At 31.2% G+C, this 13,452-nt stretch carries 15 protein-coding genes; 9 read left to right on the plus strand and 6 right to left on the minus strand.

Annotated features, from left to right (window positions below):
* The first annotated feature begins 109 nt into the window (after positions 1–109).
* The 6 genes from ABXT47_RS02265 (at position 110) to ABXT47_RS02290 (ending at position 4,688) form a co-directional block, all read left to right on the plus strand.
* The gene (locus tag ABXT47_RS02265; protein WP_415309362.1) at positions 110–1,720 is read left to right on the plus strand and encodes a SulP family inorganic anion transporter; all 1,611 of its coding nucleotides are present in this window, start codon (positions 110–112) and stop codon (positions 1,718–1,720) included.
* 1 nt (position 1,721) lies between these two features.
* The gene (locus ABXT47_RS02270) at positions 1,722–2,015 is read left to right on the plus strand and encodes a hypothetical protein (protein WP_415309129.1); all 294 of its coding nucleotides are present in this window, start codon (positions 1,722–1,724) and stop codon (positions 2,013–2,015) included.
* Positions 2,012–2,500, plus strand: coding sequence for a hypothetical protein (locus ABXT47_RS02275; RefSeq protein WP_415309130.1), 489 nt, complete (start codon positions 2,012–2,014; stop codon positions 2,498–2,500). The genes ABXT47_RS02270 and ABXT47_RS02275 overlap by 4 nt, the downstream gene beginning before the upstream one ends.
* 7 nt (positions 2,501–2,507) lie before the next feature.
* Complete coding sequence (locus tag ABXT47_RS02280) at positions 2,508–2,681, plus strand: hypothetical protein (RefSeq protein ID WP_415309131.1); 174 nt, start codon at positions 2,508–2,510, stop codon at positions 2,679–2,681.
* Between the two features lie 162 nt (positions 2,682–2,843).
* Positions 2,844–3,353 carry a pentapeptide repeat-containing protein gene (locus tag ABXT47_RS02285; RefSeq protein WP_415309132.1) on the plus strand — a complete coding sequence of 170 codons (510 nt, stop codon included), beginning with the start codon at positions 2,844–2,846 and terminating at the stop codon, positions 3,351–3,353.
* A gap of 30 nt (positions 3,354–3,383) precedes the next feature.
* Positions 3,384–4,688: an NAD(P)/FAD-dependent oxidoreductase gene (locus tag ABXT47_RS02290; protein ID WP_415309133.1), complete on the plus strand. Its 1,305-nt coding sequence runs from the start codon at positions 3,384–3,386 to the stop codon at positions 4,686–4,688.
* Between the two features lie 33 nt (positions 4,689–4,721).
* Here the strand turns inward: ABXT47_RS02290 and ABXT47_RS02295 are convergent, their stop codons facing one another.
* Genes ABXT47_RS02295 through ABXT47_RS02320 form a run of 6 tightly spaced genes read right to left on the minus strand, consistent with a single transcriptional unit; the run spans position 4,722 to position 10,126 of the window.
* On the minus strand, positions 4,722–5,603 hold the full coding sequence (locus ABXT47_RS02295) for a DMT family transporter (protein WP_415309134.1): 882 nt from the start codon (positions 5,601–5,603) through the stop codon (positions 4,722–4,724).
* A 17-nt stretch (positions 5,604–5,620) separates the two neighbouring features.
* Positions 5,621–6,397 carry a fumarylacetoacetate hydrolase gene (locus ABXT47_RS02300; protein ID WP_415309135.1) on the minus strand — a complete coding sequence of 259 codons (777 nt, stop codon included), beginning with the start codon at positions 6,395–6,397 and terminating at the stop codon, positions 5,621–5,623.
* Positions 6,397–7,197 (minus strand): M23 family metallopeptidase, encoded by an 801-nt coding sequence (locus tag ABXT47_RS02305; RefSeq protein WP_415309136.1) that lies wholly within the window; start codon positions 7,195–7,197, stop codon positions 6,397–6,399. The genes ABXT47_RS02300 and ABXT47_RS02305 overlap by 1 nt, the downstream gene beginning before the upstream one ends.
* Entirely contained in the window at positions 7,182–7,940 is a 759-nt protein-coding gene (locus ABXT47_RS02310; RefSeq protein WP_415309137.1) for an SDR family NAD(P)-dependent oxidoreductase, read from the minus strand. Before ABXT47_RS02310 ends, ABXT47_RS02305 begins: the two co-directional genes overlap by 16 nt.
* The gene (locus ABXT47_RS02315) at positions 7,941–8,531 is read right to left on the minus strand and encodes a TerC family protein (RefSeq protein WP_415309138.1); all 591 of its coding nucleotides are present in this window, start codon (positions 8,529–8,531) and stop codon (positions 7,941–7,943) included.
* Positions 8,531–10,126 carry a GMC family oxidoreductase gene (locus tag ABXT47_RS02320; protein WP_415309139.1) on the minus strand — a complete coding sequence of 532 codons (1,596 nt, stop codon included), beginning with the start codon at positions 10,124–10,126 and terminating at the stop codon, positions 8,531–8,533. Before ABXT47_RS02320 ends, ABXT47_RS02315 begins: the two co-directional genes overlap by 1 nt.
* A 153-nt stretch (positions 10,127–10,279) precedes the next feature.
* Here ABXT47_RS02320 and ABXT47_RS02325 point away from each other — a divergent pair, with 153 nt between their 5' ends.
* The 3 genes from ABXT47_RS02325 to ABXT47_RS02335 all read left to right on the plus strand — a co-directional run bounded on the left by ABXT47_RS02325 (position 10,280) and on the right by ABXT47_RS02335 (position 13,430).
* Entirely contained in the window at positions 10,280–11,377 is a 1,098-nt protein-coding gene (locus ABXT47_RS02325; RefSeq protein WP_415309140.1) for a TRAP transporter substrate-binding protein, read from the plus strand.
* Positions 11,378–11,448: 71 nt separating this feature from the next.
* Positions 11,449–12,096 (plus strand): TRAP transporter small permease subunit, encoded by a 648-nt coding sequence (locus tag ABXT47_RS02330; RefSeq protein WP_415309141.1) that lies wholly within the window; start codon positions 11,449–11,451, stop codon positions 12,094–12,096.
* Positions 12,096–13,430: a TRAP transporter large permease gene (locus tag ABXT47_RS02335; RefSeq protein ID WP_415309142.1), complete on the plus strand. Its 1,335-nt coding sequence runs from the start codon at positions 12,096–12,098 to the stop codon at positions 13,428–13,430. Before ABXT47_RS02330 ends, ABXT47_RS02335 begins: the two co-directional genes overlap by 1 nt.
* The last annotated feature ends 22 nt before the right edge of the window (positions 13,431–13,452 follow it).

Consider the following 13,452-nt stretch of genomic DNA (forward strand, 5'->3'; position numbering starts at 1 on the left):
ATAATTGAAAGTAGACTTTATCAACTACTTGCTTTATTAGATTGCTAAGCATCCTTTAATATTAACAAATATAGTAAAATACTTGAAAAAAATAAAACCTCATTCACAAATTGCATCAAAAGCAATTTTAGGCATTGTAAAGTCTTTTAGATTTAATTCGCAAAATTATATTCCAAGGGAAGGATTATCTTTCTCTCTTTTTAGAATTGAAATTTTGTCTGGATTAACAGTAGCTTTAGCTTTGGTTCCGGAAGCTATTGCATTTGCTTTCGTTGCTGGTGTTGCGCCTTTATCTGGCCTTTATGCAGCTTTTATAGTGGGTTTAATTACAGCCTTGGTGGGAGGTAGACCTGGAATGATTTCAGGGGCGACAGGTGCTTTAGCTGTTGTAATGGTTGCGCTTGTTATTGATCATGGAGCTCAATATTTATTTGCAACTGTAGTTTTGATGGGAATATTACAATTAATTGCTGGTATATTTAAACTTGGTAAATTTATTAGGATGGTCCCAGAGCCTGTGATGCTTGGCTTTGTAAATGGATTGGCAATAGTAATTGGTATATCTCAGCTTAGTCAGTTTAAAACAGTAAATGCTTTTGGAGAGTCAGCTTGGATTACAGGTAACACATTACTCTATTCTATTATATTTGTTGGATTTACAATGTTTATTATTTGGTTTTTGCCAAAAATTACAAAATTATTACCCTCTACATTAGTAGCTATTTTATTTACAACTATTTTAGCTTTAACCTTAGAAATCGACATACCTAATGTTGGTGATCTTGCTAGTGTTAAGGGTGGGCTTCCAGATTTTTCTATTCCAAGTGTTCCTTTTAATATTGATACATTGAAGATTATTTTTCCTTATGCATTCATTTTAGCCTCAATAGGATTAATAGAAAGTTTGTTAACTTTAAATTTGGTGGGAGAAATAACAAACAAAAGAGGTGGGGCTAGCCAGGAATGTTTAGCGCAAGGATTAGCCAATACCGTTACAGGTTTTTTTGGGGGAATGGGTGGTTGTGCAATGATTGGACAGTCTATGATTAATGTGAGGTCGGGTGGTAGAACACGAATAGCAGGTATATCCGCTGCATTATTTTTGTTAATCTTTATTTTATACACATCATCTTATATTGAAATGATACCTATTGCTGCTCTAGTAGGTGTCATGTTTATGGTTGTGATAGGAACATTTGCCTGGAATTCTTTAAAAATTTTATTTTTTGTACCAAAAAGTGATGCTTTAGTGACAATACTTGTAACTGTCGTAACAGTTTTAGAAGATTTAGCAGTTGCAGTAATAGTAGGGGTAATTGTTTCTGCGTTAGTTTTTGCGTGGAAATCAGCATCAAAAATTAGAGCAACAGAGAGGCCATCTAAAACAGAAAAGGGTGCAAAAGTTTATGAAATAGAAGGACCACTTTTTTTTAGTTCAACAAATAGTTTTCTTGAACTTTTTAATCCATCTGAAGATCCAAATATAATTATTATTGATTTTGTAAGATCTAAAGTAATTGATCAATCTGCCTTAAAGGCAATTGAAGATATTGCTGACAAATATAATGGCTATGGAAAAAAAGTTAAACTTAGGCATTTAACTCGTGATTGTCATAAATTATTAAGTAAAGCAGGACAGCTTGTAGTAGATAGTGATGATGATCCAGATTATGGTGTTGCAGTTGATTATGATGTTAAATTAGGTATTTTTGGAAAATAATATGAATAAAGAGATAAAAGCCGATGACGTTATTTTCAATTTTTTTAAACAGATCTGTGATGAGAAAGATGAAGCTAAGTGTGTTGAACTTGGTAATAGTTGGATTAATGCAATGAAAACTAATCTTACTAATATGGAAAAAAACTTAGATGAAGCTGACAAAGCTAAACATCAAGAAAATATTGATAGTAATATGAACCACCTTAATAATCTTAAGGATAAATCAGCTGAGGAATGGCGTGAATATGCAACTCAGTGTATGGTGGAGATCCTTGATCACAAAAGTAAATCTTGAATTTTTTTAAAAAATTATTTTCTAGTAGTAATTTAGTATTACAAATTGATGATGGAGGACGAGCTGCAGCAGGCTACAAAGGTAAAGCTGGAGACTGTGTAGTTAGATCTATCGCAATAGTATCAGGTCTTTCTTATCAAAAAATTTATGATGACCTTTATAAAGCAAATGAAGAGTTTAGAACTTCATCTAGAACTAAACTTGCAAGAAATTTAAAGAAAAAAAATGACAGTCCAAGATCAGGCACACATAGAGTAATTGTCAGAAAATACCTGGAAAAATTAGGATGGAGATGGACGCCAACAATGTTTATTGGTCAAGGATGCAAAGTTCATTTAAAAAAAGATGAACTCCCAGCTGGAACTTTAATTGTATCTTGTTCAAAACATATAACAGTTGTAAAAGATGGTGTTCTTCATGATACATATGATTGTTCTAGACGTGGAACACGATGTGTTTATGGGTACTGGACCAAACCTAATTAACCTTATTATGAAAAAACGGTTATTGAACTGTACAGATTGTGGAGATGACACATCTATCTTATCACAAGTTAGCTCAGGTCCTGAATTAATATTATTATGTAGTGATTGTTACAATCTTAAATATTCTAAAGAGGTACAAAATGAAATTTATTATGAAGAAAAAGAAAAAGAAAAAAACTAAAAAAGAACAAGCTGAAAAAAAAGAAACAAACTTTTACAATCTTGGAAAATGTAATTATTTCATCTTTAAATTTCTTTGCACTCGTTTTCGTTTATAACTCCTATTTATCAGTAAAATAAAGACCTATGATACATCTATAATATTGTGTTAGGATAAAATTAAATGAAAAAGTTTTTAGTCATTTTTATTTTGTGTTTTACGATTTCAGGTCAAGTTATTGCTGGTTGTGATGACGCTCCAACAGATGGTGTAGATTATTCAAATTGTCAATTTTCAGAAGGTCAGGATTTGAGTAGGGCTTATATTCCAAATTCAAATTTATCGTTTATAAGTTTTATTCAAGTTACATTTGATAAAAGTGTATTAATGAATTCTACATTAGCAAATGGTAATTTTATAGAGTCTTCATTTGTTAGAGCAAATTTATATGAATCAAATCTTGAAGGTGGCATTTTTGAAAAAGCTAATTTTTCAAGTGCTAATTTAACTAGAGTAAATTTTAATGGAGCATCACTAATTGAAGCAAATTTTACTAATAGCAACCTTTTTGAAGCAGATTTAACAGGTGCTAATATTTTAAATACTAATTTTGAAGGTGCTAATTTAAATAATGCAACTTGGATTAATGGTGTTAAATGTGCTTTAGGATCAATTGGCAAATGTGTAAAATAAAAATATTTTCAAGCACTATAATCTTATAAAATGAATTTAGTTAATGACAAAAATTGTGGTTGGATAACTGATCTTAGTCAAAGAGTTAATATAAAAACTTTAAATGAAGATAAATTTTGTGATTGGTTAATTATTGGTGCGGGTTATACAGGCTTATCTGCTGCAAGAAAGCTATCACAAATAAACCCTAATAAAAAAATTATTATTGTTGATGCACAATTAGCCGGAGAAGGTGCCAGTGGAAGAAATTCAGGATATTTAGTTGATTCAACACTTAATGATGGTTTTACTTCAAATAAAAAATTAATAAATTATAAAAAAAAGACTGATATTTATAAATTAGGAATTGAAACTGTAAAAAAATTTATTAAAGAATATCAAGTAGAGTGTGACTGGAATGAAGCAGGTAAATATTTTGCTTCATCAAAGAAAAAAGATCAAAATATATTAATTAATTTTGGTAAAACACTTTCTAAACTAGGTTTTGAATATGATTTATTTAATAGAGAAAAATTATATAAAAAATTAGGCACAGGTTTTTATAATTTAGCGCTCTATACGAAAGGTGGAATTTTGCTACACCCAGGAAAATTAGCAAGAGCTATGATCGATACGTTACCAGACAATGTTGAATTATTAGAAAAATCACAATTGCTTAAATGGAATAAATATAAAGATATAATAAATTGTAAATTTAAGAATAATAATATAAGTGCAAAAAAAATTATTTTTTGCACTAATGGATTTTTAAAATCATTAGGTATTAAAACTCACTATAGTTTTCCATTAACTTTAACAGCAAGTATGACCAGAAAGTTAACAATTAATGAGTTTAAATCAATAGGAGAGCCAAAAGAGTGGGGAGTTCTACCTGTTCGGCCTATGGGCGCAACCATAAGAATGACAAAAGATAAAAGAATTTTAATTAGAAATACAGCTGAGGTACACTGTCCATTTAAAATGAAGGAAAGTGAGTTAAAAAAAAGAACTTTAAATCAAATGATTGGGATAAAAAAAAGGTTTCCAGATCTCCCATCTAATATAATTGAGTCTAGTTGGTCAGGAGTAGTTTCTAGAACACGAAATAGTTCACAACTTTTTGAAAAAATAGATAATAATATTTTTGTAGCAGGCTGTTATAATGGTTCAGGTATTGGTGTTGGAACTTTATTTGGTGAACAGATTGCAATTAAAGCAAGTAATGAATACACTAAAGAAATTGAAAAAATAGAGGCTAGAAACAAACCCACTTGGTTACCGCCTCAACCCTTTTTAAATTTGGGTGTTAAAACAAGGTTAATATACGAGAGATTTAGAGCTAAATCTGAAATTTAAAATATTTTTTGAAATAAACTTGAAAAAAGCTATTTAACTGATTTGATTTTTTTGATTAATTACTAATACCGCACCAATTATTAAAATTGGTAACCCTATAATTAAATCTCTTTGCCACTCCAAATTTTCAAATACTGTAGAAATCAACAAAGCAAGTACTGGCATAACAACACCAACATAGCCAGCTCTTCCAGGTCCAACTTTTTCAATTAATTTTAAGTAAAAAATAAAAGCAAATATTGAGCCAATAATTGAAAGATAAGCAAGAGAAGCAATATAGGCAAAACTATATTCGAAAAGTAATTCAGCGCCTCTTATTTTTGCAATTAAAAAAGTTATAAGTGACCCATAAAGCATTGCATAAGCCAGAGTTTCTATCAATGGAAATTCATTATTTAAGTTCCTTTGATAAACCATATTGCCAGTCGAAGCAGAAAACGTTCCAAATAAAGCTAGGAGCAAACCGATATGAGCTCCATTAGTTAAGCTAAAATTAAAAATTTCATTATTAAAAATAATTATAATTCCAGCCATACCAATTGTTGCGCCAATCAAAGTTTGTAAAGAAGGTCTTTTTTTAAAATAGAAAGTTTCACCTAAAATATTCATTATGACAACAGTTGAAAAAACAACCGCAGGAAATGCACTTATTAAATAAGTATTAGATAAATAAAAAAAAACGTAATTTATTGAATAAAGACAAGTTCCAAAAAATAAAAACCAAATATGATGATTAATAGAAAATTTTAAATTCTTATTTTTAATAAATAAATAAAAAAAAATTAAAATAGATGCAACAAGAAATCTATAAAATACAGATACTAAAGGATCAACATAACCTAATTGAAATTTAATAACATACCATGTAGGAGACCAGCAAAAAAGTGTAATTCCAAATAATACAAGGTTATTCATTAAATTTAAATTAAAAATTAATGAATGATAGTCTTGGCTGATCCTAAATTAGTTATCTTTCCAATATAAAGTCCTTTTCCTAAGATTGGAACAACGCCTACAGTAGAGCCTGTAAAGACATAGAAATTTTTATTTAGATTGATTTTATCTTTTTTAATTTGGTTAAGTACAAACCTAAGTGAGTTTAAAGGGTTTATGTAAACAGAACTGGTATTACCAACAACTTTTTGACCAATTTTTTTATTGGTAATCTTTGTCTTTAAATTACCAATATTAATTTTTCTATATTTTTGTTTTTTTCCTATAAGAAATTTAACATTAGCTCCAAAGTCACTACACAAATCACCAAAACTTGTTATCCCTTTTTTTCTTTGTCTATAACCAACAATTTCAATACAAGGTGCCATATGTGATATATATTTGGTCAAATTCTTTAAATTAATTAAGCCTTTTGATTTGAAGAACTCTTTTTTAATAAGGTAACAAACTTCAAGTTCAATACCTAAAGTGGATTTGTTAATCTTTACTTTTTGACCACTTTTTATGAAATTTTTTTTAAAAATGGATGCATAGAAGGGCTTTTTTTCCTTGAGCTTTTTCATTACAGGTATTCCAGTTCCTGCTGCTTTAAAACCAATTATAGGGTCAGCAATTTTACTTTCACAGAGCTTTCTTAGTTTTTCAGCTTCACTTAATTTTTTTGTAAATTTCAAAGGAAGTGGGGCAATTATTTTATTATTAACAAACGCGTTAACTAGTTTATCTGCTGTTTTTTCTAATAAGGTTTTTTTCATTATTGGATGTTTAATATAGTTGCAGGATCTAGTCTAGTACCAAACCAATTAAGCCTAACGTCTAGATGAGGTCCGGTTGACCTACCTGTTGATCCAACTGTAGCAATGATATCTCCTTTTTTTACATGATCTCCTACATTTACAAAAATTTTATCCATATGCATGTATAATGTTGAAATTCCATGACCATGATCAAAAATTAAGGTAGCGCCAGTATAAAACAAATCTTTCTCAGCCAAAGTCACAATTCCATTATTCATTGCCTTAATGGGAGTACCTTTTTTTTGAGCAAAATCTAAGCCGTAGTGTGGCCACTTGGGTATACCATTTAAAATTCTTTGACTGCCATAAATACCTGTAATTATTGCATCATCGACGGGAATGATAAATTTTTCTTTAAAAAACTGCAAGTCACTTTCAATTTCTCTTGCATCAGCTATTAGTTTATTTTCTCTTTTTATTCTTACATAAAACTCTTCAGGCGGTGTAACTTTTTTTTTAGGTAGACCTTCAATTTTTTGAATATTATATTTTCTCTTTTTAATTTTTTTTATAATTTTGTTATTATTTTCTGTAATTACAATGTCAGATTTTCTATCTTTTTCAATTCCAAATGCAAAATAACCATCCTCAGAAACTTTTATTTTTTTCTTATCTATTATGATTTTTGTTCCAGGCTCTGTTTTGCCAATAATAAAATGACCTTGAATAAATTTACCTTTAAACTCTATTGCATGAACATGTGTTGAAAAAAAAAATACTACTAATAATAGTAATTTATATATTACTTTGCTGTCCATCCGCCATCTACTAGAATTGACGTAGCTGTAACCATTGACGACGCTGACGAAGCTAAAAAACAAACACTTGTTGCCACATCACTTTCAGTGGCTAATTTTCCCATTGGAATGTTTGATAAAGCTAATTTTTTAAATTTTTTGTTTTTAAAAAACTTTTTAACCATTGGTGTTGCAACAAATGTTGGGGCTACAGTATTCACTCTTATATTATATTTTGCTAGCTCTACACCCATCCCTTTGGTTAAACCTTCTATGCCAAATTTTGTCATATTATAAACATTTCTACCTGCCATTCCAACATGACCAAGTTGGGAAGACATATTAATTATAGATCCACCCTTTTTTTTGTTTTTTAACATTTTCTTTACCACTAATTGAGCAACATTAAATGCAGCTTTTAGATTTAGATCTACTAGATAATTCATATTTTCTTGTTTAATTTTTTCAAATGGCTCAGGGATATTTGTCCCAGCATTATTTACTAAAATATCTATAAGCTTAATATTATCTAATTTTGTTTTTAATTCTTCAAAGTTCATTACATCACAATTAACTTTGATAACTTTGCCTTTTATCTTTTTTATTTCTTTTTCAAGTTTATCAAGATCTGATTGAGTTCTACTTAATGCAATGATTGTAGCTCCAGCTTCAGCAAGAGCAATAGAGCAGGCTCTCCCTAATCCTTTGCCAGCACCTGTAACTAATGCATATTTATTTTTAAGATTTATTTTTTGTAAGTACATTTAAATAAATAATTTTAAATCAGTATAGATTAATTCAATTGCAACAATCAGTATAGCAATTAAACCAATCCAAGCTATCCATTTATATTCATTAATCCATCTTGATATTACAGTGGCAGCTGTTGCCATGAGAATTATAGATAAAGCTAAACCAAATATTAGCAATACATAGTGATCACCAGCAGCACCAGCCACACCCAAAACATTATCTAAACTCATTGTAAAATCAGCAAGTAAAACTGTCCATATAGCTTTCATGAAACTTGAGTTATCTACTTTAATATTTTCATCACCTAACTGACCTTTGATCACATCTGTGTAGAGTTTGTAGACAATATAAAGAAGAAGTAATCCACCTATCAGTCTTAATCCTGTTATTTGCAATAAATAGGCAGTTAACATGGTTAAAATAATTCTTAAAATTACTGCACCACCAATTCCCCAAAAAATTATTTTTTTTCTTTGCTCAACTGGAAATTTTGATGCAACCATTCCAATTATAATTGCGTTATCACCAGCTAGGACTAGATCAATAAAAATAATCTGACTTAATATAACGAGCTGTTCAGCTCCAAATAATTCTGAAAACATTAACTGTTTAATATCATATCTGCACCTTTTTCTGCAATCATTATTGTTGGTGCATTTGTATTTCCTGATGTGATGCTAGGCATAATAGAAGCATCAATTACTCTTAAATTTTTAATACCTCTAACTTTTAATTTTTCATCAACTACAGCCATATCGTCTTGACCCATTTTACAAGTTCCAACTGGGTGAAAAATAGTTTGTGCATAGTTTGATGCTTCTTTAACTAGTTCTTCATCATCATTAATCTTTATTCCTGGCCTGTACTCTTCTGGTTTATATTTTTTAAATGTTTCTGATTCTAATATAATCTTTCTTGTCAGCTTAAGCCCTTTAGCTGCAACCATTCTATCCTGATCAGTTGATAAATAATTTTGTTTAATTTTTGCATAAGTTCTTGAATCTTTGTCGACTATACTTACGTGCCCTCTACTTGTGGGTCTAATATTTGAAACAGTAGGGGTAAATGCATGAAAATTATGATTTTTAGTTGCACCTAAGGTATCCATACTCATTGGTTGAACATGCCATTGTAAATCAGGAAGTTCTAAAGAAGGATCACTTTTAGCAAACATACAAAGTTGGCTAGCACCCATTGTCATTGGACCACTCCGATTAAATACATATTCTAACCCAATCATTAACTTACCAAACAAACTGTTAATTTTCTTATTAAGTGATTTAAGACCATGTATTTTATAAATTGGTCTCAACATTAAATGATCATGAAGATTTTCACCAACTCCATTTAGATCTTGAACCAAATCAATACCTAGATTTTTGAGTTTATCTGGATTACCAATTCCTGATACTTGTAAAATTTGAGGTGAACCAATTGCTCCAGAAGATACAATGATCTCTCTATTTGCTTTTACTTTTTTAAGTTCATCACCATGCCAAAATTCAACTTCTTCAGCAGTCTTGTTATTAAAATTTATTTTTTTAATATGTGCTTTGGTAATAATCTTTAAATTTTTTCTATGTTTAACTGGATTTAAATATCCAACCGATGTGCTACATCTAAAACCATCTTTTTGAGTTACCTGAAAGTAACCACAGCCATGATTATCACCTGTATTAAAATCTTTTGTTTTAGGGACACCAAATTCTTCTGCTGCATTTTGAAATTCATCTAAAAGAGGAAGATGTATTCTTTGATCGGAAACAGATAGAGGTCCATTTACTCCATGAAACTGACTTTTACCTCTTTCTTGATTTTCTGCTTTTATAAAATAAGGCAAAACATCATCCCACCCCCAACCTGTATTTCCTGACTGTCTCCAAATATCATAATCTCGATGTTGTCCTCTTATATATAAGAGACCATTGATTGATGAGCTTCCACCTAAAGTCTTTCCTCTTGGATATCTTATAGATATATTATTCATACTTTCATCTGGTTCAGTTCGATAACACCAATCAGTATTAGGGTTGTGCATTGTTTTAAAATATCCAACTGGAATATGTATCCATGGATTATTGTCTTTCCCACCAGCCTCTAAAAGTAAGACTTTATGATTTGGATTTTCAGACAATCTATTTGCAAGGACACATCCTGCGGAACCTGCCCCAAGAATAATATAATCAAAATTTTCCATTAGATTAGAATGTTTATAATCACAAAAATTAAAAATACCAGTATTACCAACGCTTATAAACATTACTTTTTATGTATTAGTAGTTGTTTTAATTTTATTTATTTGAGAAAGTGCTTTTCTTATAAAAAACACAACAAGAGGGAAATATATAATATGAAAAAAATCATATCATTAGTTGTAGGAACTCTTCTTTTAACAGTAATGACTGTTACAGGAGCAAATTCTGCACAAACTCTTAAGTGCCAAACTGTAATTAGTGCAAAAGCTGATGAAGTGAAAATGTTAAAAGATTTCACTGACACGGTAACTGCGCTAACTCAGGGGTCACTTAAGTTCGAAATTATGCCAGCTGGTTCAGTGGTTGGTGTTAAGGAAACTTTAGATGCAGTTGATAAAGGATTAATCGATTGTGGTTTTGCTTGGACTCACTATTGGTCAGGCGACCACCCAGCAGCTATGTTATTTGGTTCGCCAGTAGCAGGTGCAGGTGTTGGTATCGACAATATCGCATTTTTATCTTGGTTCCAATATGGTGGTGGTAAAGAACTTTACGACCAATTATGGACTGAAATGGGAAGAGACATCAAAGGATTTATGTTACAACCAGTAGGCCCTGAAGCTTTAGGTTGGTTCAAAGAGCCAATCAATAGCATGGCTGACTTTAGAAAATACAAGTTCAGAACTCCTCCAGGAATTCCAGGACAAACTTATAAAGATATTGGCGTAGCTTCTGTTGCAATGGGTGGTGGAGATATTTTACCAGCTCTTGAAGCAGGAACAATTGATGCTGCTGAATGGTGTTGTCCTAAGCCGGATATGACATTTGGTTTCCAGAAAGTTCTAAAACATTACTACCTACAAGGTCTTCACCAAGTAGTAGTAAATGCTGACTTCTATATTACAGGCTCTAAGTACAAAAAAATGTCTGCAATTGAGAAAAAAGCTTTAGAAGTTGCTGCAAATGCATCTCTATCAAAATCAATGAGTTACAGAATATATGAAAATGGAAAAGCTCTACATGAGCTAACTACAAAGCATGGTGTTATTTTACATGACACACCAGCTGATTATTTTCCAGCATATATGGCTGCAGCAAAAGCAGCTTTAGAAAAAAATGCGGCTAAGAACCCATTCTTTGCTAAAGTATGGCAGTCTCAAAAAGACTTTGCAGACATAGCTGTTCCTTTTTGGTCTGGATCTCAAATGTCAAATGCTAAGCTAGGAATGGCTCACGCAGAAACATTAAAGTAGTATCTAGATAAAAGATAATTACAATTGAAGCGGACTTAACAGTCCGCTTCTTTTTTTTAGAGAAATTATTTATGCCAAGAAACCACGATTCCCAAAAACCAAAAGAAGAAATCAATCCTATGAAGCTTGATATTTCAGATGAAATGATTGCTGAAAGAAGAGGTGGGTCGGGTCCAATGCCTAAAGACATGCCAAAATGGATGGCATTAACTATTACAAAAATTGATTTAGCTAATAAATATATTGGTAATGTAGTTTGTTGGATTACCATACCCTTAATATTTGCAATGGTTTATGAAGTTTTAGCTAGAAAGTTATTTAATGCACCAACAATGTGGGCATATGACATGAGTAGATTTTTATATGGTGCTTTGTTTATGTTAGGAGCGGGTTACGCATTATCTAAAGGTGTTCATATAAGAGCAGACTTTTTATACAGAAATTTTAAAACTAAAACTCAAGGTAAGATTGATTTTTGGTTATATTTAATATTTTATTTTCCAGGTTTAAGCGTTTTTCTTTATATGTCGACGATTTTTTTACAAGAATCTATTATGAGAGGTGAAAAAGGAATGGACACAGCATGGATGCCTTTTATGTGGCCAATTAAATCATGTTTATGGTTAGGAATAGTATTTTTAATTGTTCAAGGTATTTCAGAATTGTTTAAAAGCTATTGGGCGGCTACAAAAGGTAAGTGGCCAGGAGGAGACGAGTAATGTTAGCAGAATTCATGGACCCAGCTATTCTAGGATTTATCCTAATAGGTGTAATGTTGTTTTCCATTTTTGTAGGCTTTCCAATTTCATTTACCTTAATATTTTTAGGATTTTTCTTTGGGTATCTAGGATTCGGTAAATTAGTATTTTATTTGATGACCTTACAGTTTTCAATGGTTATGACAGAACAAACTTTAGCTGCTGTACCACTATTTGTGTTTATGGGAATTATGATGGAACAAGCTGGTTTAATGGAAAGATTATTTTCAGCTTTTCAGTTAATGTTAGCCAAAGTAAGAGGCTCTTTATATTACGCTGTATTATTTGTTTCTGTTGTTTTTGCAGCAGCAACAGGAATTGTTGGGGCATCAGTAACAATTTTAGGAATTATGGCTGCAAAATCAATGAACAAGTCTGGTTATAACGTTAGGCTTGCAGCTGGCACAATTACTGCTGGTGGTACTTTAGGAATTTTAATTCCACCAAGCATTATGCTAGTTGTTATGGGACCTATAATGGAAATACCCGTTACAGACTTATTTGCTGCAGCAATCATTCCAGGAATATTGTTGGCAACTCTTTATGCCGCCTATACGACCATTAGATGTTGGATTGATCCAAGTTTAGGACCAGTTCTTCCAGTTGAATTGAGAGCTACTAGTATGGTGGCTGTTTGGAAAGAGTTTTTTATTGGCTTAGTTCCTCCTGCAGCTTTAGTTTTTGCTTCGCTTGGGAGTATATTATTTGGTTTTGCAACACCCACAGAAGCCGCTGGTTGTGGTGCAATGGGTTCTTTATTATTGGCTCTAGCTTATAGAAAGCTAACATTTGGAAGATTACAAGAAGCTTTGGTTAAAACTTTAGAAATTTCAGCATTAATAATGGTTTTAGTTGCTGCATCAAATTTTTTTGGAGCAGTATTTTCAAGACTAGGTACACCAATGTTATTAACTGACTTCTTGTTAGGTTTAGAAATGAATAGATACTTAATTCTTGCAATGATCATGGTTATGATTTTTCTTTTAGGATGGCCCTTAGAGTGGGTACCTATTGTTATGATTATTGTGCCTATTATATTACCTTTAGTTGAAGCTCTTGGGTTTAATTTAACTTGGTTTGCAATTCTTGTTGCAGTAAATCTCCAGACTGCTTGGCTCTCACCACCTGTTGCTTTATCCGCTTATTTTCTTAAAGGTGTAGTTCCAGAATGGGATCTTAAAGATATTTATCATGGAATGATGCAATTTATGGTTATTCAAGTAATTGGATTAATTTTAATTATTGCATTTCCACAGATTGCTTTGTGGCTTCCAAGCTATCTATATGGACAGTAGAATTTATTAGTTTATTATCTGA

This window comes from Candidatus Pelagibacter sp. Uisw_099_02 (assembly GCF_047727625.1).
GTDB lineage: Bacteria > Pseudomonadota > Alphaproteobacteria > Pelagibacterales > Pelagibacteraceae > Pelagibacter.

Coding starts and splice junctions, on each gene's coding strand:
- ABXT47_RS02305 (WP_415309136.1), bottom strand. CDS start 7,197: ATGGACAGCAAAGTAATATATAAATTACTATTATTAGTAGTATTTTTT.
- ABXT47_RS02295 (WP_415309134.1), bottom strand. CDS start 5,603: ATGAATAACCTTGTATTATTTGGAATTACACTTTTTTGCTGGTCTCCT.
- ABXT47_RS02280 (WP_415309131.1), top strand. CDS start 2,508: ATGAAAAAACGGTTATTGAACTGTACAGATTGTGGAGATGACACATCT.
- ABXT47_RS02310 (WP_415309137.1), bottom strand. CDS start 7,940: ATGTACTTACAAAAAATAAATCTTAAAAATAAATATGCATTAGTTACA.
- ABXT47_RS02285 (WP_415309132.1), top strand. CDS start 2,844: ATGAAAAAGTTTTTAGTCATTTTTATTTTGTGTTTTACGATTTCAGGT.
- ABXT47_RS02315 (WP_415309138.1), bottom strand. CDS start 8,531: ATGTTTTCAGAATTATTTGGAGCTGAACAGCTCGTTATATTAAGTCAG.
- ABXT47_RS02335 (WP_415309142.1), top strand. CDS start 12,096: ATGTTAGCAGAATTCATGGACCCAGCTATTCTAGGATTTATCCTAATA.
- ABXT47_RS02290 (WP_415309133.1), top strand. CDS start 3,384: ATGAATTTAGTTAATGACAAAAATTGTGGTTGGATAACTGATCTTAGT.
- ABXT47_RS02270 (WP_415309129.1), top strand. CDS start 1,722: ATGAATAAAGAGATAAAAGCCGATGACGTTATTTTCAATTTTTTTAAA.
- ABXT47_RS02325 (WP_415309140.1), top strand. CDS start 10,280: ATGAAAAAAATCATATCATTAGTTGTAGGAACTCTTCTTTTAACAGTA.
- ABXT47_RS02300 (WP_415309135.1), bottom strand. CDS start 6,397: ATGAAAAAAACCTTATTAGAAAAAACAGCAGATAAACTAGTTAACGCG.
- ABXT47_RS02320 (WP_415309139.1), bottom strand. CDS start 10,126: ATGGAAAATTTTGATTATATTATTCTTGGGGCAGGTTCCGCAGGATGT.
- ABXT47_RS02330 (WP_415309141.1), top strand. CDS start 11,449: ATGCCAAGAAACCACGATTCCCAAAAACCAAAAGAAGAAATCAATCCT.